We start from the raw sequence: 20,211 nt of genomic DNA on the forward strand, positions 1-20,211 counted from the left end.
GGACGTCCCGTTGACAACTGCAAAACGTTTTGTGTAACGTGTCTCACACCAGATACAAAACGTTTTGCAAAGGGAAGTCAATGACGACAAGAGTGGGAATACGCGACGTGGCCAAGGCCGCCGGGGTCTCCGTCACCACGGTGTCGCATGCCCTGAACGACGCCACGAGCTTCCGGGTGAAGGCAGCGACGCAGCAACTCGTCCGGGACGTGGCCAGGGATCTTGGGTACGCCCCGAACAAGATGGCCAGCGGACTGCGCAACCAGCGCTCCCAGATCCTTGGCCTGGTCAGCGACGAAATCACCACCACCCCCTTTGCCGGGGCCATGATCCGCGGGGCGCAGGACGCCGCCTACGACCGCGGCTACGTGGTGATGGTGGTCAATTCGGGCCTGGACAGCGAGCTGGAAAACCGTGAAATCAATATGCTGCGGCAGCACCAGGTGGACGGCGTGGTCTACGCCAGGATGTACCACCAAAGCGTGCAGGTCCCCGCGGAACTGGAGGGACTTCCCACCGTGCTGCTGGATTCCATCACTGACGACAAGTCCATTTCCTCGGTTATCCCCGACGAGGTGGGCGCCGCCGAGACGGCCGTTGAAGCAATCATCCAGGCGGGCCACACCCGGATCGGGATGATCAACAACATCGACGACATCCCCGCCACTCACGGCCGCAGGGAGGGCTTCCTCAACGCTCTCCGGCGGCACGGCCTGCAGCACGACCCCCGCCACCTCGTGATCGGCCAGCCCGAAACCACGGGAGGCCGCGAGGCCGCCCTGGGCCTGCTCGGTCAGCCCGACCGCCCCACAGCCCTGTTCTGCTTCAGTGACAGGGTTGCAATGGGCGCCTACCAGGCGGCCACCGCATTGGGGCTGCGCATTCCGGAGGACGTGTCCATTGTGGGAATCGACAATCTCGAAATCATCGCGGACGCCCTTTGGCCGGGGCTCACCACCGTCGCCCTTCCCCACTACGAAATGGGCAGTTGGGCGGTCCACCGAATCCTGGACGACATCGAAAATCCCGGCACACCCGCAGTCCAGACGCAACTGGACTGCCCCCTGATTGAGCGGGGGTCGCTCGGGCCGCCGCCAAGTTAGCCGATTGCCGGCATCACCACACCGTTCCACTGCTCCGCCGCCCGGGGACCGCAATAAGAAGGGACGCAGCCGTTGCACCGGCCGCGTCCCGAAGGACCCGGGGCAATCTCCCACGCCCAAATTCAGCAGAAAGATTGACCATCATGAACAAGCGATTCACCCGGATCCTCGCCACCAGTGTAGCTGCGGCGGCACTTGTCGGCTCCCTGGGCGCCTGCGGCAAGGGCAGCGCCTCTGCCCCGTCCGCCGGCTCCAATGAGATCACCATGTGGACCCACAACGCGGGCAACGCCGAAGAACTCAAGGCGGTTGAAAACATCGTCGATTCCTACAACAAGAGCGCCGGTGCCAAGGCCAAGATCAAGGTCCAGGCGTTCCCGCAGGACTCCTACAACGACTCCGTGGTCTCGGCCGCGGCCGCCGGAAAGCTCCCCTGCATTGTTGACATCGATGGCCCCAATGTTCCCAACTGGGCCTGGGCGAAGTACCTGACACCCCTGAAACTCGACGCGGATGTTTCCAAGAACCTGCCGAGCACGGTGGCCAAATGGGAGGGCGAGACCTACGCCGTTGGCACCTATGACGTCGCACTGGCGATGCTCGCACGCGCCTCTGACCTCAAGGCAGCCGGTATCCGCGTCGCCACGGTCGAAAAGCCGTGGACCAAGGACGAGTTCCAGGACGCGCTGACCAAGCTCAAGGCGCTGGGCAAGTGGGAATACCCGCTGGACATGGGTACCGCCGGAACCGGCGAATGGCTGCCCTACGCCTACTCCCCGTTCCTGCAGTCCTTCGGTGGGGACCTGATCAACCGCGACGGGTTCCAGTCGGCAGACGGCGTCCTCAATGGCGACAAGGCCATCGAGTGGGCCCAGTGGTTCCGCGGCCTTGCCGACCAGGGCTTCATGGCGAAGAAGAGCGGCAAGGACTCCACCCAGGACTTCCTCAACAACAAGAGCGGCCTTCTCTACACCGGCTCCTGGGCCGCGGACAAGGCACGCGCAGCGGTAGGTAAGGACCTCGTGGTCATGCCGTCCGTGGACCTCGGGACCGGCCCCAAGATCGGCGGCGCCTCCTGGCAGTGGGGCGTGACCAGCGGCTGCAACAACTCCGCGGCAGCCATGGACTACCTGTCCTACTCGCTGAAGCCGGAAAACCTGGCCGCGGTGGCGAAGGCAACGGGCACCATCCCGGCCACCGACGAGGCCGCTGCCCTGATCCCCGCGTTCGCCAAAGGCGGCACAAACCGGATCTTCATGGAACTTTCCCGCAACTACGCGGTGATGCGCCCCGAAACCCCGGCCTATCCCTTCATCGCCACCGAATACGGCAAGGCTGTCCAGGACATCCTGGCCGGCGCCGACCCCAAGACGGCGCTGGACAAGTCGGTCAAGGCCATCGACGCCAACATCAAGTCCAACGGCGGCTACAAGAACTAGCCGGCTGCCAAACGGTACTTTCGACGGCGGTGCGCAACCGCCGTCGAAAGTACCTCAGGCCCTGACTGTCGACGGAGAAAACCATGACAACCACCCAACTCCCCTCCCCCGGCCGCCGTCTGGCGGACCCGGCCCCGGCCGCACCGCCCAGCAAACCGCGTCGCCGGCCGCGCCACCTTCGCGAACAGATCAGCGGGTGGGGCATGATCGCCCCGGCCGCGGTCCTCCTGCTCGCCTTCGTCTTTCTCCCGGCGATCCTGGGCTTCGGCCTGGCATTCACGAACGCCAGGCTTGTTTCCCCGCGGCCCGTCGAGTTTGTCGGCACGGACAACTTCGCGCGGCTCTTCGCGGATCCCGTGTTCTGGCGCTCACTGCTGAACGTCAGCTACTTCGCCGTCGTGGTGGTGCCCGTCCAGTCCGGACTCGCCCTGGCGATGGCCCTCCTGATCAACAAGAAGTTCCGCGGCGTGAACTTCTTCCGCACCATCTACTTCCTTCCCGTGGTGACGTCCATGGTGGTGGTGTCCCTGCTGTGGATGTTCATGTACCGCAAGGACGGCCTGATCAATGAGTTGCTGTCGGCGGCCAGTTTCGGCCTCATCAACGGCCCGGACTGGCTCAACGATCCCGCCACCGCCATGCCGGCCATCATTGCCCTGTCCATCTGGCAGGCCGCAGGCTTCCACATGATCATCTGGCTCGCAGGCCTGCAAAGCATTTCCGGGGAACTCTACGAGGCCGCCCAACTCGACGGGGCCAGCCGCTGGCACCAGTTCCGCTTCGTGACCTGGCCCGGCCTCACCCACACCCGCACCCTGGTCCTGGTGACCATCACCATCCAGGCGCTCGGGCTCTTCGACCAGGTCAGCGTCATGACCCAGGGCGGGCCCCTCGATTCCACCACCACCATCATCTACGAGGCGGTGCGCTCCGGCTTCAAGCAGCAGGAGACCTCCTACGCCTCGGCCATCTCGCTCGTGTTCTTCGTGCTCGTCCTGCTGATCTCCGCAGTGCAGCGCTACCTGACCCGAGAGAAGGACTGACGTGAAACAGACACTCATTTCCAAGGGTCTCGGCAATGCCGCGACCACGGCGGTCCGCCTCCTGTTCGCCGCCGTCGCCGCCTTCCCCATCGTGTTCATGATGGTGTCCTCGCTCAAGCCGGACCAGCAGATCTTCGGCGACATGTCCTCGGTGGCGGCGTTCCTGCCGGTCGGCAACATTTCGCTGGACAACTACGCGGCCGTGTTCGACCGGGTGCCGGCCGCCCGCTTCCTGATGAACTCCATCGGCATTTCCGCGGTCACGGTGGTGCTAGGCATCTTCATCAACAGCCTATGCGCGTTTGCCCTGTCCCGGATGGAGGTCCGCGGCAAGCGCGTGGTGTTCACCGCGATCCTCGCCACCCTCATCGTGCCCTTCCAGACGCTGGCGCTGCCGCTGGTGTGGTGGGTCAACCAGCTGCCGTACTTTGAGCTCAACGGGTTCAGCCTCGAGATCTCGAAGGGCTGGCTGGACACCTACCAGGTCCAGATCATCCCGTTCATCGCCAACGCGTTCTCCATCTACCTGTTCCACCAGTACTTCGAGTCCATCCCGAAGGAACTGGACGAGGCTGCCCGGATCGACGGCGCGGGCTGGTTCACCATCTACCGCAAGGTGGTGATGCCGCTCGCGGGACCGGCGACCGCCACCGTGGCCATCCTGACCTTCCTGCCCGCCTGGAACTCCTACCTGTGGCCGCTCATGGTGGTCCAGTCCGAGGAACTCCGCCCGGTGATGATCGGCATCCAGTACTTCTTCCAGCTCAACGTCTCCTGGGGCGAGGTGATGGCTTACGCGTCCCTCATCACCATTCCCGTGGTGGTCCTTTTCATCGCGTTCCAGCGATCATTCATCAACAGCATCGCCTCCAGCGGCGTCAAGGGCTGACCAGCCTCCTCACGCGAAAGCCTGCAAAGAACCCTCATGAAAACACTCACAGAACTCGACTGCCAGTACCGGCCAAAGTGGCACTACTCAGCGGAGCGCAACTGGCTCAACGACCCCAACGGGCTGGTCTACGCCAACGGCATCTACCACCTCTTCTACCAGCACAACCCGCACGGCGAGGAGTGGGGCAACATGTCCTGGGGCCACGCCACCTCCACAGACCTGCAGCACTGGGACGAACAACCCGTGGCCATCGCATGCGATGAGCAGGAGGCCATCTTTTCCGGCTCCGCGGTGGTCGATGTCCACAACACCAGCGGCTTCGGCGTCGGAGGCGTGCCCCCGCTCGTGGCCATCTACACCAGCGCGTATTCGCCCGCGTCGCCGCTCGCCGGGCGCCAGGCACAGTCCCTCGCCTACAGCACGGACGACGGCGCCACCTGGACCAAGTACGCCGGGAACCCGGTACTGGACCGCGCCTCCGCGGACTTCCGTGACCCCAAAGTCTTTTGGCACGACGGCGCCGCCGGCAGCTACTGGGTGATGGTCGCCGTCGAGGCGGTCCACCACGAGGTGGTCCTCTACAAGTCGGCGGACCTGCTGACCTGGGAGTACCTGAGCACCTTCGGCCCGGCAAACGCCACGGCAGGGGTGTGGGAATGCCCGGACCTGTTCGAACTGCCGGTGGACGGCGACGCCTCCAACACCCGGTGGGTCCTGGTGGTCAACCTGAGCCCCGGCGGCATCGCCGGCGGCTCGGGCGGCCAGTACTTCATCGGAACCTTCGACGGCGTGACGTTCCGTTCCGAAACCACCGTCACCGACGGCATGCAGGCCGACGACAGCCGGATGGCCGACTACGGGTGGCTCGACTGGGGCCGGGACTACTACGCGGCCGTGTCGTTCAGCAACGTCCCGGACGGACGGCGGCTCATGATCGGCTGGATGAACAACTGGCAGTACGCCGCCTCAACGCCCTCGGACGGCTGGCGCAGCGCGATGTCCCTCGTCCGCGAGGTCAGGCTGGTGTCCCGCGGCCGGCGCCCGGTGCTGGTGCAGGAGGCGGTGGACCCGTTCCACACCCACGGTACCGAGGTGTTCGCCCTGGACCGGCAGCCGTTGGCGGACGGGGTGACCTGGCTTCCGGCCGAGGCCTGCGGTGATGTGCTGCGCATCGATGCGGACTTCGAGCCCGGCGCCGCCGGCAGGGTGGGTCTGGTGCTCCGGGCCGGCGGCGCAACGGACGGGGAATCCGGCTCCAGGTCCGGGCCCGGAGCCGGAGCCGGAGCGCGCACTGTCCTGGCCTACGACTGCCGCACGGCGGAGCTCAGCCTGGACCGGACCGAATCCGGCAACGTGGGCTTCCACGAGTCGTTCCCGTCGGTGGAGCGCGTTGCCGTGTCCTTGGAGGACGGCCGGCTAAGGCTCCGGGTCTTCCTGGACCGCTGCTCGGTCGAGGTCTTCGCGCAGGACGGCCTGGCCACCATCACCGATCTGGTCTTTCCCGCGAACTCCGGCACCGCCGTCGGACTGCTGGCCGAAGGCGACGGCGGCACCCTGGCGGGTCTCGCCGTCGTCGCCTGAGCGGCTGAAAGGGCCCAAAGCCAGCGACGGCGGGGGGAGATCCGTGTCGAAACGAAGCCGGTCCGCCGGACCGCTGCCGGCCATCTGCCGTTCACCTGCCCGTATCGGGGATTAATTACCGGGAAGTAACGTTGCGATCTCTTGTTGAGATCCAACCTTTGAGAGGCTCCCGAATGAGCACGACTCACACCCGAGGCATCCTCACGGCCGCCGCAGCAATCGTCCTGGCCGCGTCCGCAATCAGCATCACCGCGGCCGCCCAGGCCGCAGACAATCCCACCGGCGCCGGCAACCACGGTGACAGGAACACGGCCCTGGCCGACGCCTTCAACGGCGTTGACCGGAACACGAACTGGCAGCAGACGTCGAAGCTGAAGCTGAATTTCCCGACGTACCACACGGAGGGAATCGCCTACAGCCAGGACCACATCTTCCTCTCGGCCGTTCAGATCATCGAACCGACCGTGAAGTTCCCGACCCCGCAAAACGGCTTCGACCGCACCCCCGGCAAGGGCGTCGGCCACCTGTTCGTCATGGACAAGTCCGGCGCCCTGCAAAAGGACATCGTCCTGGGAGAGGGCGACATGTACCACCCCGGCGGCATCGACTTCGACGGCACCAACGTCTGGATCCCCGTGGCCCAGTACCGGCCGGACAGCAGCGCCATCATCTACCGAGTCGACGCGACCACCCTGGAAGTGCACAAGCAGTTCGAGGTGAAGGACCACTTCGGCGGCATCGTGATGGACAAGCAGACCGGCCACCTGGTCGGCAACACCTGGGGCTCGCGCCGCTTCGCCGAATGGGATCTGCAGGGCAAGCAGCTCTCGACCTGGCAGAACCCGAACTACTTCATCGACTACCAGGACTGCCAGTACGTGGCCAACTCCCGGATGCTCTGCAGCGGGATCACCAACCTCCCGCAGACCCCGGCGGCCGGCGGCACCGGCGCCACCTACGAACTCGGCGGCATGGCGATGATCGACCTCAAATCCCGCAGCGTAATCCGCGATGTCCCCTTCCAGCAGTGGTCCACCGCAGGCCATGTGGCCACGCGCAACCCGTTCAAAATGACGGCCGACGGCGGGCACCTCACCATGAAGGTGGCCCCCGACAACGGCGAGGAAGGCAACGGCACCGAAATCCTCACCTACGAGGCCACGGTCACGCCGGCCAAGTAACGCAGGCCGGTCACCCACGCAGCATACGAATGCCTGCCATCAGCCGCCGGCATCCCTGAACACCAACGATTGGCTACCCCCATGCCTCATCCAGCACAACGATTCACCCGGAAGCGGGTCGCCGCCACGGGCGCGGCAGCCCTGGCCGCCTCGGCACTGACAGCCGGAATGTTCGGTATCGGCGCAGGTCCGGCCTCCGCCGGTGAAAACCACAACGGTACCGCGACGCCAATCAAGCACGTGGTGGTGATCTTCCAGGAGAACGTTTCCTTCGACCACTACTTCGCCACCTACCCCAAGGCCGCCAATCTCCCGGGTGAAACCCAGCAGGGCACCGGCACCGCGACGGCCTCCTTCACCGCCGCCAAAAACACCCCCAAGGACATCAGCACTGTGGCCACCGCCGGCCTTCTGGCACCGAACAACCCCAACTCGGCGCAGCCTGCCCGGCTCTCGCCGGCGCAGGCCGTCACCTGCGACCAGGACCACGGATACACCGCCGAGCAGAAGGCATACAACGGCGGGGCGATGGACAAGTTCGTCGAGTTCACCAGCCGCGACGCCTGCGGCACCCACCAGTACGGCCGCCCCGGCCTCACCATGGACTACTACGACGGCAACACCGTCACCGGCATCTGGAACTACGCCCAGAACTACGCCATGAGCGACAACCACTTCAGCACTGTCTTCGGACCCTCCACACCCGGGGCGCTGAATCTGGTATCCGGCCAGACCCACGGGGCCACCGAATACACCGCCGCAGGACAACCTGTGGCCACCCCGGCGGCCGGCAGCAGTGCCGTCAGCCTGCCGGATGCGAACGGCGTCGGCACCGTCATCAACGACCCGGACCCGGTCCACGACGACTGCTCGAACAGCAGCCACGCCAAAACCGGCAACCTGGCCGGCATGAGCGGCAGGAACATCGGCGACCTGCTCAACGCCAAGGGCACGTCCTGGGGCTGGTTCCAGGGCGGTTTCACGCCGACCACCGCCGCGACCGCGGACTCCCCGGCGTCGTGCCTGTCCAGCCACACGAACGCCGCCGGCGCCAGCGTGGTTGACTACTCCCCTCACCACCAGCCGTTCCAGTACTACGCCTCCACCGCCAACCCGCACCACCTGGCACCGGCGTCCGACGCGGAAATCGGCCACAACGGACAGGCGAACCACCAGTACGACCTCACCGCGTTCAACAAGGTGGTCAACACCGACAACATGCCCGCCGTGTCGTTTCTGAAAGCGGGAATGTTCCAGGACGGCCACGCCGCCTACTCTGACCCGATCGACGAGCAGAACTTCATCACCAGTACCGTGAACCAGATCCAGAAATCCCGGAACTGGGACAACACTGCCGTGGTGCTTGCCTACGACGACTCGGACGGCTGGTACGACCACGTCGCCGCCAAGGCAAAGAACTCCTCCAACACCGCCGACGACGACGCCTGGTGCCAGCACGCCGCAGCCAGCGGCGTCCCGATGGCCGGCGGCTACGCTGACCGCTGCGGCCCCGGCCCGCGCCAGCCGCTGGTAGTCATTTCCCCCTACGCGAAGAAGAACTTTGTGGACCACACCCAGACCGACCAGGCCTCGATCCTGCGCTTCATCGAGGACAACTGGCACACCGGCCGGATCGGCGACGCCTCCGCCGACGCCACCGCCGGGTCGGTGAACGCCATGTTCAACTTCGGCAGACAGCGCAACGACCAGGTCCTGCTCAACGAACAGACCGGCGCCGTCGCCTCCACCGAACACGGCAACAACAACTCCCACAACAACTCCGGAAAGTAAACACCTGCAACAGCCCGGTCATGGACCGCCGGCAAAACACCCCCTTGGAACGCCACCCGGCCAACAGCCGGGTGGCGTTCCTGTCCGCGCCGCCTCAACGACTCGTCCTCCCCCCGAAGCATCAACAGTTTGTTGACAACAGGATGTTGATGCCAGAAGCTGGTGGTGTCGAGGGGTGCCGAGCCGACGGGAAAATGGAGTCTGGAATGAACGAGACCGACGGGACCCGTCCGGGCGGCGACGCTGCGGAGGCTCAGCGCCAAGGCCAGGCCACGCGGATGTTGCTGGACCGGGGCGCCGCCGAACTCCCGCCCCGGCCCTGGCTCGGTGAGCGGCAGCCCCCTTCGGCGAGTGACCTGATCCAGCACGTTTTGTGGCGGGCCAACGGGACCGGCCGCGGGGAGGCCGTGGATGGGCTGGATGTGCGGGCCGCCCTCACCCTTGTGTCAGCCGCGCGGGCAGAGATGGATGGCCTGGAAACGGCACTCCTGTTCCTGGCGCGGGCCGAGGGGCTGACCTGGCCCCAGATTGCCCAGAGCCTTGGTCTCCGCTCGGCGCAGGCCGCGCAGCAGAGACTGGATCGGCTGTCCGGCAGGCCCGAGACGGGTTTGGTGGGCTGACGTGGAATTCACTCCTCAGGCCAGTGCCGGAAGGGAAGGCCGCGATCCCGCCGGCGCGGTTCTCACCGGCATCGGCGCCAGCCCGGGCACCGCCTGCGGGACGGCCCGGACAGTTCACAGCGTCGACGAATTCTCCGCGGTGGCCCCCGGCGACGTTTTGGTCTGCCGCACCACTGACCCCGCCTGGACGCCACTGTTCGGGATCGCCGCTGCCGTCATCACAGAAACGGGCGGGATGCTCTCGCACGCCGCCATCGTGGCCCGCGAACAGGGCATCCCCGCCGTTCTGGGGGTAACCGGCGCGCTGACCCGCATCACGGACGGAACGACGCTCGTGGTCGACGGAACCCACGGAACCGTCCACGCGAAACCAGCAGGTCCCGGAGCGGGTCCATGAGCCCGCAGCAGCCATCCATGCTGCTCACCCTCCACGCCCTGAGGCTGCTCGGCTTCGCTGACACTGAGTCAGTTGCCGCCCGGTTTGGCCAGGATCCGCACGACGTCGAACGGCTCCTCATTGACGCCGGCGCGAACGGGTGGGCGTCGCGCTCCTCATTCGGCGGAAACCGGGGCTGGTCCCTGACCGTGGCCGGCAGGACTGAAAACGAACGGCTCCTTGCCGAGGAGCTGGACAGCGTGGGCGGCCAGGCAGCAGTCACCGCCGTGCACGCGAAGTTTGCACCCCTGAACGCAGGAGTCGTGGCCGCCTGCAGCAAACTCCAACTCCGCTGGCTCGCCGAGGGAAGTCAGTCCAACGATGGGATCGACGAGCCGACACAGCAAACCTTCACCCAGGCGTTGGCGTCCTTCAGCGATCTGGAAGTCCGCCTGACCGCTGTGTTGCCGCGGTTCAGCGGATACGCGGAACGCCTCGAGCTGGCAGTGGAAAACGCAGCCACGGAGCCGGCGTGGCTCACCGCCACAGACCGCGACTCCTTCCACCGCATCTGGTTCGAATTACACGAAGATCTCATCGCCACCCTCGGCATCCGGCGATGAACGCCCCAGCAAGACCCCAAAAGTGACAGCGGAACCGCGGTCATCCACTGCTGGATGACCCGCGCGCGGCGGCTTGGACCTGGTTGACGGGTTTGGTGGCGGGCATGCCGAGCACGGCGATGACGGTGAGGACGGCGGCGATCATGACGGCCAGGAACACGGCGGATGAGGCCGCCACGATGGTGTGGGGATCCGTGTCGCCGTGCGGGGTGCCGGCGTAGACAGCGTTCGCTATCGCGCCGAAGACGGCGACGCCGATGGAGCTGCCGATCGACCGGGCGAAAAGGTTGGTGCCAGTGACCACGCCACGCTCGTTCCATTCGACGCTCGTCTGGGCGGCGATCAGGGTCGGGGTCGCGACCAGCCCGAGTCCGAGCCCGACGATGAAGCAGCTGACGGCGACGAGCGCAACGTTGGGAACGGAGGCGGTGACGGCCAGGACCGCCGTGCCGATGACGGTGACCGTGATGCCGATCAGGGCAGTGTTCCGGAACCCGATGCGCAGATACAGGCGCCCCGATTGGGACGCACTGATGGGCCAGCCGATGGTCAGCGCCGCCAGGGCGAGCCCGGCCACGATCGGGGAGGTCGAGAGGGCTCCCACGAGGAACGTCGGAACGTACGAAGTGATGCCCAGCATGACCGCTCCGACACCGAAGGCAACCATCGCCGTCGTCGCCAGCAGCCGCCGGGATACCACCCACGGCGGCAGGACCGGCTCCGCCGCCCTCCGTTCGACGAAGAGGAACGCGACGAACAAGAGGGCACCGCCGGCGAACACTGCGTCGCTGATGGCGGAGTCCCAGGCCCAGGCCTGGCCGCCCTCGAGGGCCCCGAGAATGAGGAGGGTGAGCGAGACCGTGAGCAGCCCCGCGCCGAGATAGTCGACCCGGTGCTTTACGGGCTCGATGTTCTCGTGGAAGGACCGGACCAGCATCCAGCCGGCCACCAGGCACAGCGGGATGTTCACGAGGAAAATGCCGCGCCAGATCCCGAGCGAGGCAAACACTCCCCCGAGCGTCGGGCCCACCACCGAGGAGACAGCCCACACGCTCGCCAGGTAGCCCTGCACCTTTGCCCGCTCGGCGAGGGTGTAGATATCGCCGGCGATGGTGATGGCCATCGGCTGGACCGCGCCGGCGCCCAGGCCCTGCACTACGCGGAACGCGATGAGGACCGGCATGCTCCAGGCGACTCCGCACAGGATCGAGCCGAGCAGGAACAGGCCGATTCCGATCAGCATGATCGGCTTGCGGCCGATGGTGTCCGAGAGCTTCGCGTAGACCGGGACGGACACGGCCTGCGCCAGCAGATAGGCGGAGAACAGCCACGGGAACGACGTGAACCCGCCTATGTCGTGCACGATCGCGGGCACGGCTGTCGCCACCACGGTCGCGTCGATCGCCACCAGGCCGGTGGAGAGCATCAGGGCGATGAGGACGGGTCCGCGTTTGGAGCGGAAACCGACTCCCTCGGCAGGCATGGTGGTCACGTGCATCACTCCCATCGGCGCCCGAAGCGCGGTGCGTGAACCGGTTACGGCCCCGACAACATAACTTCCCCGTTCGACAAATTAGTCCCGGTCCAGGATCTTGCAGCCCGGGCAGACGGGAGATTGACCGGCTTGTCCCTTCAAATGGCGTTCCACCGCGGCTTCCTGATCTGTGAACTATTCCGAAGAACTCCGATGACACAAATGATCAGAAGGCTTAGCATTATGGCGGGGGACGGGCTGATCAAACCCACAGGCGTATCCGCGTGACGGTCTCATATTCGACCAGAGGATCCGCCATGAACCAAAAGCGAATTGCCGCCACCGTCTTCTGTTCCCGCCTCACGTCTCGCGACACGGGCATGGCCGTCGTCATGTATCTGTTCATGGCAAAGCTTTGGATGATGCACAGGCGCATTTCCGGCTTCCTGGTCTTTCTCGTCGGCGTCGCCGCTGCACTGACGCTGACATCGGCGGCCAGTCCTATGCCTACTCCATCTGCCACATTGAAGAGCGATGCCGAGGGGTCCAAGGCTGCTCTCGTGCGAATCGACCTCCTTGCCATCGCGGAGATCGCCCATATTGACCACAGCACAGGCGAGGTAGTGATCTCCCGTGGCCGGTCCACAGTGCCGCTCGGTTCCGCTACCGGCGTGGTCGTTTCAGCAGACGGGATTGTGGCGACCACTTGGGAGAATCTTGCCGTCGACGAGGGCGCTGTGGCCGCATACAGCGCGAACGAGCTCTTCGCCAAAGTGATCGGAGTGCCGATCGTTGGAAACGGCGGGAATCCGCTGCGGCGAGGCTCGACGCCTGATCGATACTGGGCGGCGCACCTGCAGCACTGCTACGACCAGGTGGAGCACTGTATCGTCTTTCGCGTCCCCCAGTACCGAGTGCACACTTACACGGCGGAGCCTGCGACCGTCCTGGCCGAGCTGCTCAACCACCCGACCGGGCCCAAGGACATCGCGTTGCTCAGGATCAGTGGCGGCGGTGGCGCGCCGACAGCCACGCTGGCCGCGCCGGCCGCAGCACCAGGTGCGAATCCCGTACTGGTCGGCTTCACCGAGGATCCGAGCCCTAAGGCGGGACCGGCGCAGTTTCCGGTGGCGGTGGACACCGCCGCGGGCCGAATCCGCTCTAGTCAGGACCTTGCCGGGCCACTCGACGCCGGCGTGTCCGGCGGCCCCGTGCTGGACGGGGCAACCGGCCAGGTCCTCGGCCTGATGGGGCCCCGCCAGCCAGACGGCCAGGGCACTCTGGTGCCGGCCGCGTCCATTCAAGCAGCGATGGCCGCGGCGGGCGTTGAGGCCTCCCCATCGAAGTTCGATGCCGTATTCCGGCGGGGCATCGATCACCTCTCATCGGGCATGGGCGGATCGGCCGAGAGCGCACTCGAAGAGTCCTTGACCTACTTCGATTCCGCCTTGGCGACAAGTTATCTTGAGCAGGCCCGAAAAATGAGTAGCGAGCACCCGATGGGAGACCAGGCGACCGCCGCCGCAGACGCTGGCAAGGACGGCCCCCTGCAGGCTGCCCTCCTGCCCGGCTTCGCCGGATTCCTGCTCCTGGCCGGAATCCTGGCCGTCCTGGTCCTGCGTCGCGGCAGGGCGTCAGCCGCTCGGGGCGTCGGCGGGGCCCCGCCTCGCCCCGTAGACCGTTCAAGCTCAAAGGGTGCCGAAGGGAGGCCTGTTGCCCCTCTGAAACCCCAAACCGGCGAGAGCCAGACCGCAATGACCCGGGCTGCGCGGGCTGATGAAGATCAGGTCCTGCGGCAGCAGGCCGGACACGGCGGGACGGGCCCCGTGCGGACCGAAGCAGCCGGGCACAAGAGTTCTCCTCCGTCGCAATCTCCGGCATCTGGCGGGCGAGGTCAGCCGGCTTCGGGGGCGACCGGGGACGTAAATACGGGCCCAGATGGTGGCGAAACCCGCACGGCCGGACCGCTGGCACCCCGCGCCGCGGAGAGACAGGGCAGGACGTTTTGTTCCCAGTGCGGCAGATCAGTGCGCCCCGGAGCGCGGTTCTGCTCCAGCTGCGGTTACCCGGTCGGGTGAACCGTGGAGCCCGTTCAGGATTACCTCTATCCCGGGGCAGAATTCGCGGGTTATCAGATCCAGTCCCTGGTCGCCCGCGGCGGCATGGGAGTCGTGTACCGGGCGCTGGACGTGCAGCTCGGCCGACCCGTCGCACTCAAGCTCCTGGCCCCGGAACTTGCAGCCAACGAGAAGTTCCGCCAGCGGTTTGTCCGTGAGTCCCGGCTCGCCGCCTCGGTGGACCACCCCAACATCTTGCCGATCTACGCTGCCGGGGAATGGTCGGGACTGCTCTACATCGCCATGCGCTTTGTGCACGGCACTGATCTCAAGGCAGAACTTGACGCACGCGGCCCTCTCCCGCTGACCGAGGCCTTGGGCATTCTTTCCCACACGGCCGCGGCCCTGGACGCCGCGCACGGCGCGGGCCTTGTCCACCGGGACGTCAAGCCCGGCAACATACTGCTCTCTGACGACCCGGCAAACGGCCATCGGCTCGTCTACCTCACGGACTTCGGTCTCACAAAGCGCACCACCTCCGCCACGGGCGTGACGACGGCCGGTCATTTCCTCGGCACCTTGGACTACGTCGCACCCGAGCAGATCCGCGGCGGGACCATCGATAGTCGGGCCGATGTGTACGCGCTGGCGTGCGTGGCCTACACGCTGTTCGCAGGCCACCCGCCGTTCGACCATGACGACGACTCGGCCCAACTGTGGGCACACATGACCGAGGAGCCGCCGCGCCTCACCTTGGAACGGCCGGAGGTCCCTCCTGCAATGGAGGCTGCCATCGTCAAAGGCATGGCGAAACAACCCGAGGACCGGCCTCCAACATGCGGCGCGCTCGTTACCATGATGTCCGGCGGCCCGCCTGGCAAGGTTGTTCCAGCGCAGCCCCGAGGCGCGGGGAAACACGCGGTCCCGCCCCGCGCCACTAAACCCGGCAAGGACAACGTCGGCGGCGCCCCGGTGGAAGCAGGGACCCTCGCCCGCGCGGGCGGGAATGCCCACTTGGGCGGACGATCCACCGGGTCCCGGGGTAGGCGCGCTGATCGGCGGCCGGGCCGGGCCGCGCGGCTGGCTGTGCTAGGCGGGGCGCTCCTCCTCCTCCTAATCCTCGCCATCCTCGCCGGCGCGCTGCTCCCGCCGATGCTGTCTGGAGAAAAGTACGTAACCTTTCGCGCGGATGGCGTCCCGTACACCCTCGATGTCCCGCAGAGCTGGACCGCCCGAACTCACGAAGCGGGCGACAGCACCGTCAGTGTGCTCTCGGACGCGGACCTGACCGCGCTTTTCGCCGACGAGCCGGACGCTCCGGCTGCGGCGGCCCGAACGGCCAGTGACCCGGAGAAAGTCGCCGGACTCGCCATCTACCACCGGCCCGCCGGGCTGACCAATCAATCCCCGACCGCCCGCGTCCGCACGGCGGAAGCGCTCCTGCCGGGCCGGGACGCACATCTGGTGGACCGCGGGCCAGCTACCGTCGGGGAGGTTAAGGGGCAGGCCATGGAGGGGACGATTCCCCTCTCATCCGCCGTCACGCTGCAGGTCCGGGTCTTCGTCGTTGAGACCGATCCGGTCCAACTCCTGGTCTTTTTCGCCCCCTCGTCGCTGTTCGAGCAGCGCACGGAAACTTTCGATCACGTCGTCGGTTCTCTACGCCGGACGAAGTAAGGAAGGTCGCCATGCCGGACCAATTGCCACCCCCGGACGGAACTGCGCTTTACGTGCGCGCAAATGGCCGCGAGTGGAGCTTTCCGCCGCAGCAGACAGTTCAGGTTGGTCGGGATGCTGGCGCCGATGTTTCTATCGATGACGATCGTGTCAGCCGCGAACACGTCCGGCTTTGGCACAGCGAGGGCAGATGGTGGGCGGCAGATCAGGCAAGCCGCAACGGCACCTGGGACATGGAGTCGGACCGGGTGCTGGACGGCCCGGTGCCGCTACTCACCGGCGGGCTTCGGCTCCGTCTTGGCGCTATGGACGGACCCGAGGTGCTCCTCAGGCCCCACCCGCCCGGACAGCCGGTGAGGCCACGCGTGCTCACTCTCGGGCGGTCGCACTCGTGCGACGTTGTGGTGGATGACCCCCTCGCGTCCCGGAGTCACGCCGTGGTCGAGGTCGGCGAAGCCGCCGTCCTGCGCGACGCCGGCAGCTTCAATGGAACATTCCTCAACGGAGAACGCGTCCACGGTGACGCCCTGCTCTCAATCGGTGACCTCATCGGTATCGGATCGAGCACTTTACTCTGGGACGGCGCCACCGCGGCCATGCCGCCACCGCAACGTCCCGCGTTCAGCGCCCGGCACCTGGAGGTCACCACCAAGACCGGCGCCCACCTGATGGACGATGTGTCCATCACCGTCCCGGCCGGGACGCTCGTGGCGGTCATAGGGCCTTCCGGCGCTGGCAAATCCACCCTCCTGGGCGCCCTTACCGGGCTGCGCCCGGCCACTCGCGGGCACGTCAGCTGGAACGGGCGGGACCTCTACGCCGAGTACGCCCAGCTCCGGTTCCTGGTGGGCTTGGTTCCCCAGGAGGACATCCTCCACCGGCAACTCACCGTCCGCCGCGCGCTCCATTTCGCAGCTCAATTGCGACTGCCCCCAGACACTAGCTCCGCAGAGCGCGACGAACGGGTCAATCAAGTCGTCGCCGAGGTCGATCTGACCAACCAAATCGACCAGCGCATCGATTCCCTCTCCGGGGGGCAACGAAAGCGGACCTCGATCGCCCTCGAGCTGCTCACAGCGCCCCAGCTGCTCTTTTTGGACGAGCCTACCTCCGGGCTCGACCCCGGCCTGGACAAGCAGGTCATGGGCAGCCTGCGCTCACTCGCCGACGCCGGCCGCGTCGTGCTGGTAGTCACCCACAGCGTCCTCGCCCTGGACGAATGCGACCGTGTGCTGGTCCTCGCCCGCGGCGGACGCGTGGCGTTCTTCGGACCACCGGCGGAAGTACTCCCATTCTTCGGTGTGGACAACTACCCTGCGGCGTTTGCGGCACTCGAGGACCCGACGTGGGTGGGCAAATACGCCCAATCGCCTGCTCGTGACGCGTACATAGGAAGGACCGCTTCAGCCAACGTGCCCGTACCTGTGGGCGACGCGCCCCCTCCGCCCCGCGCGGCCCCGCTGCGCCAGTTGTGGACGCTGATGCGGCGCAACGCCGCCGTCGTCGCCGCAGACCGCCTCTTCGTGGTCCTCCTTGTCGGCATGCCGATGCTGCTCGCCCTGATGGCGCACGCCTTCCCCGGCGAAGCCGGGCTGTCCATGCGGGAGGCCGGGGGGGGTCTGTATCAGGTCCAACAGCGGCTCATTGTCCTCGTGGTCGGAGCAGCGCTCATGGGAACAGCCCTCACGGTGCGCGAACTGGTCGCGGAACGGCCCATCTACCGGCGGGAACAGGCCGTTGGCCTCTCCCCTACGGCTTACCTGCTCGGCAAGTTTGTGGTGCTTGGCGCCTTGGTCGCAATCCAGTGCATCCTGTTCACCGTGATGGCTCTCCTCGGTCTGCCGGGACCGGACGATGCCTTGGTACTCGGCAATGGGCACCTGGAGATTGCGGTGGCTGTGGCAGCGGTTGGCGTCGCCATGACCGCCGCCGCGCTGGTGATCTCGGCTGCCGCGACATCGACTGAACAAACCATGCCTGCGCTCGTCGCCTTGGTGATGGCTCAATTGGTCCTTTGCGGTGGGCTGTTTGCTATCCAAGGCCGCGCCGGACTTGAGGAGGTGTCGTGGCTGCTCCCTGCACGTTTTGGCTACGCGGCTGCGGCGGCCACTGTCGGGCTCCAGAAACCGCCAGCACCCGAAGTGGACACGCTCTACGACCCGACAGCCGGACAATGGCTCACAGACACCGGGTTCCTCGGAATTCAGGCCGTCGCGTTCCTCGCACTGGCCTATTGGGCGTTGCACCATTCTGTCAACCGAAAACCTTGGCGGTGAGATCGAACTGCGGTCAAACCCCGACGGCGTGGCCAATTACCCCGCCAGTGGTGGAGAGTCGCCGCGGATCTATTGGGCCCAGTCGGCGTCGTCGTAGGGGCGTCCGCGGAAGTGGGCGCGGAGGTATTCGCCCACCACGGCAGCGCCCAGGTCTCTGGCCTCGGGCGCCACCACGCGGCCGTCGATGCGGCGGGCCATCCGCTGGACGAAACGTTCCAGGGAAGGGTCGTCGCCGAGCCGGAAGAACGTGGCCTGCGTGCCGGCGCGGGCCAGGCGGTCCAGTTCGGCGACCGTGACGCGGATGGTCTCCGGGTCCGGCGGCCAGCAGAACCACGACTCGCCGTCGGCCAGCAGGTGCGCGGTGGGTTCGCCGTCGGTCACCACGAGGAGGACGGGCTGCATCGACGGGTGCTGACGAAAGAACCGGCCGGCCAGCAGCAGGCCGTGGTGCAGGTTGGTTCCCTGCTCCCGCAGGGCCGGCAGGGCCGTGAGCTCGCCAATGTCCATGGTCTGCGCGTAGCGGCCGAACGTGATCAGCTGCAGCCGGTCGCCGCGGAACCGGGTTGAGACGAGGTGGTGCAGGGCGAGGGCGGTGCGTTTCATGGGCACCCAGCGTCCCTCGGCGGCCATCGAGAAGGACACGTCCGCAAGCAGGACGACGGCGGCCTGCGTGCGCGCCTCCGTCTCCGTGACTTCGATGTCGCCCACGGCGAGGCGCAGTCCGCGGCCCGGGTCACCGCCGTCGGCGATCGTGCGGCGGATCGCGTTGGTGATGGTGCGGGTGACGTCCCACGGTTCGGCGTCGCCGAACTCCCATTGGCGGCTGGAGCCGGTCTGCTCCCCGGCCGCCCCGGCAACCCGCGTGTCCCGGCGGCCCTGCCGGCCGGAGAGCTGCTTGGCGGTGTCCCGCAACAGCGACCTGCCGAGCCGCCGCATGGCCTGCGGGGACAGCCGGAGATCGCCGTCAGCGCCGCGCTGGAGGAAACCGCCGTCCTGCATGGCCCGTTCGATCTCCGCGAGGGTGCGGGCCGTCACGGCAGCATTCTGTCCGAGCTGGCGGGCGAGGGCGTCCAGGTCCAGGTCATCGAGGCGTGACCCGCTGTAGGCCTGGGAGAGCTGTTCGGCCAGCTCGTCCAGTTCGGCGATGTCCTGGAGCACGCCGGTGCCGTCGCCGAGTCCGAGTCCTTCCTCGCCCTCGAAGCGTTCGGAGCCGGACCAGTCCTCGCCGGGGCGCAAAGCCTGCAGGTTGGAATCGAGTTGGCCCAGCTGTGCCATAAGCTCGGGCGAGCCGAACGCCTGGGCGGAGAGCCGCATCAGCTCCTCGCGCTGCTCGGCGGACATGGATTGCAGGAGCCGCTGGGCGGCGGCCGCGCGCTGGGCGAGCGCGTCCACCAGCTCCTCGACCGACTGCGGGTTCTCCGGGAAGAACTGGCCGTGCTTGGCCATGAATTCCTGGAAGTCCGCGTCGGTGTCCTCACCGCGGCGGTGTTTGCCGAGGAGCCCGTTGAGGTCCTGCAGCATCTCGGCCACGGCCGCGCGGTCCTCCTCGGTGGCGCCCTCGAGGGCCTCCTTCATGCCGGCGAACCGCTGGTCCAGGAGTTCGCGGCCGAGCAGGTCCTTGATCCGCTCGTAGGCCTCCCGCGCGGTGCTCGACTGCCAGTCATAGGAGGCGAGCTCGTTGACCGCCGCCGCCGTGGAGCGCGGCAGGTTCTGCAGTTGCATCTCCCGGAAGGCGCGGTCGGTGTCGTCCATCATCGCGTCGCGGGCGAGCTGCTTGCGTTCCTCCAGCACCGCAGTCTCAAGCAGCTTCTGGACTTCGCTGAGGGTGCCGTCCAGGTTGTGCCGGCCCAGCAGTTCACTGCGCCGCTGCTGGACGCGGCCGGCGAGCTCGTCGAGGCCTTCCCGGTTCCGGCCGCCGCGGCGCAGGAACTCCCGGAGGGCGTGCCGGGGCGAGTAGCCGGCCATGACGTCCTCGGCGACGGCGTCCAGCGCCTCCGCCAGGTCCACCGGCGGGGCGAGCGGATCCGGTCCTCCCGTGTACCGGCCGTACCTGGACCGGTTGTGAGCGGTCATGAGGC

At 66.8% G+C, this 20,211-nt stretch carries 15 protein-coding genes and 1 pseudogene; 14 read left to right on the plus strand and 2 right to left on the minus strand.

Annotated elements, in window-relative coordinates:
* Positions 1–80: 80 nt before the first annotated feature.
* The 10 genes from AC1DKN_RS12340 (at position 81) to AC1DKN_RS12385 (ending at position 10,649) form a co-directional block, all read left to right on the plus strand.
* Entirely contained in the window at positions 81–1,103 is a 1,023-nt protein-coding gene (locus AC1DKN_RS12340; RefSeq protein ID WP_476857588.1) for a LacI family DNA-binding transcriptional regulator, read from the plus strand.
* A gap of 143 nt (positions 1,104–1,246) precedes the next feature.
* Entirely contained in the window at positions 1,247–2,542 is a 1,296-nt protein-coding gene (locus AC1DKN_RS12345) for a sugar ABC transporter substrate-binding protein (protein ID WP_476871411.1), read from the plus strand.
* A gap of 83 nt (positions 2,543–2,625) precedes the next feature.
* Positions 2,626–3,585, plus strand: a complete 960-nt coding sequence (locus tag AC1DKN_RS12350) for a carbohydrate ABC transporter permease (protein WP_476849686.1) — start codon at positions 2,626–2,628, stop codon at positions 3,583–3,585.
* Position 3,586: 1 nt separating this feature from the next.
* Positions 3,587–4,474: a carbohydrate ABC transporter permease gene (locus AC1DKN_RS12355; RefSeq protein ID WP_439954127.1), complete on the plus strand. Its 888-nt coding sequence runs from the start codon at positions 3,587–3,589 to the stop codon at positions 4,472–4,474.
* Positions 4,475–4,510: 36 nt separating this feature from the next.
* A complete protein-coding gene (locus AC1DKN_RS12360) occupies positions 4,511–6,058 on the plus strand; it encodes a glycoside hydrolase family 32 protein (RefSeq protein ID WP_476871412.1) in 1,548 nt (515 codons plus the stop codon).
* A gap of 173 nt (positions 6,059–6,231) precedes the next feature.
* Positions 6,232–7,239: a DUF6454 family protein gene (locus AC1DKN_RS12365; RefSeq protein ID WP_476871413.1), complete on the plus strand. Its 1,008-nt coding sequence runs from the start codon at positions 6,232–6,234 to the stop codon at positions 7,237–7,239.
* Between the two features lie 81 nt (positions 7,240–7,320).
* Positions 7,321–9,030, plus strand: coding sequence for a phospholipase C (locus tag AC1DKN_RS12370; protein ID WP_476871414.1), 1,710 nt, complete (start codon positions 7,321–7,323; stop codon positions 9,028–9,030).
* 206 nt (positions 9,031–9,236) lie between these two features.
* A complete protein-coding gene (locus tag AC1DKN_RS12375; protein WP_476871415.1) occupies positions 9,237–9,650 on the plus strand; it encodes a hypothetical protein in 414 nt (137 codons plus the stop codon).
* A 1-nt stretch (position 9,651) separates the two neighbouring features.
* The gene (locus AC1DKN_RS12380; RefSeq protein ID WP_476849691.1) at positions 9,652–10,047 is read left to right on the plus strand and encodes a PEP-utilizing enzyme; all 396 of its coding nucleotides are present in this window, start codon (positions 9,652–9,654) and stop codon (positions 10,045–10,047) included.
* The gene (locus AC1DKN_RS12385) at positions 10,044–10,649 is read left to right on the plus strand and encodes a hypothetical protein (RefSeq protein WP_476871416.1); all 606 of its coding nucleotides are present in this window, start codon (positions 10,044–10,046) and stop codon (positions 10,647–10,649) included. The genes AC1DKN_RS12380 and AC1DKN_RS12385 overlap by 4 nt, the downstream gene beginning before the upstream one ends.
* A 40-nt stretch (positions 10,650–10,689) precedes the next feature.
* On the opposite strand, the gene AC1DKN_RS12390 is transcribed toward AC1DKN_RS12385, so the two are convergent.
* Complete coding sequence (locus tag AC1DKN_RS12390; RefSeq protein ID WP_476871417.1) at positions 10,690–12,147, minus strand: MFS transporter; 1,458 nt, start codon at positions 12,145–12,147, stop codon at positions 10,690–10,692.
* A 293-nt stretch (positions 12,148–12,440) separates the two neighbouring features.
* Between AC1DKN_RS12390 and AC1DKN_RS12395 the strand changes: the two genes are divergently transcribed.
* From AC1DKN_RS12395 to AC1DKN_RS12410, 4 genes and pseudogenes are all read left to right on the plus strand, one after another.
* Positions 12,441–14,201, plus strand: a complete 1,761-nt coding sequence (locus tag AC1DKN_RS12395; protein ID WP_476871418.1) for a zinc ribbon domain-containing protein — start codon at positions 12,441–12,443, stop codon at positions 14,199–14,201.
* 3 nt (positions 14,202–14,204) lie between these two features.
* Positions 14,205–15,857: a serine/threonine-protein kinase gene (locus AC1DKN_RS12400; RefSeq protein ID WP_476871419.1), complete on the plus strand. Its 1,653-nt coding sequence runs from the start codon at positions 14,205–14,207 to the stop codon at positions 15,855–15,857.
* 11 nt (positions 15,858–15,868) lie between these two features.
* A pseudogene (locus AC1DKN_RS12405) lies at positions 15,869–16,075 on the plus strand (FHA domain-containing protein); the annotation flags it as partial.
* A 147-nt stretch (positions 16,076–16,222) separates the two neighbouring features.
* Positions 16,223–18,133, plus strand: a complete 1,911-nt coding sequence (locus AC1DKN_RS12410; RefSeq protein WP_476871452.1) for an ATP-binding cassette domain-containing protein — start codon at positions 16,223–16,225, stop codon at positions 18,131–18,133.
* A 69-nt stretch (positions 18,134–18,202) separates the two neighbouring features.
* On the opposite strand, the gene AC1DKN_RS12415 is transcribed toward AC1DKN_RS12410, so the two are convergent.
* Positions 18,203–20,206: a vWA domain-containing protein gene (locus tag AC1DKN_RS12415; protein ID WP_476871420.1), complete on the minus strand. Its 2,004-nt coding sequence runs from the start codon at positions 20,204–20,206 to the stop codon at positions 18,203–18,205.
* Between the last annotated feature and the right edge of the window lie 5 nt (positions 20,207–20,211).

It is taken from the genome of Arthrobacter sp. 01N444, from assembly GCF_056399305.1.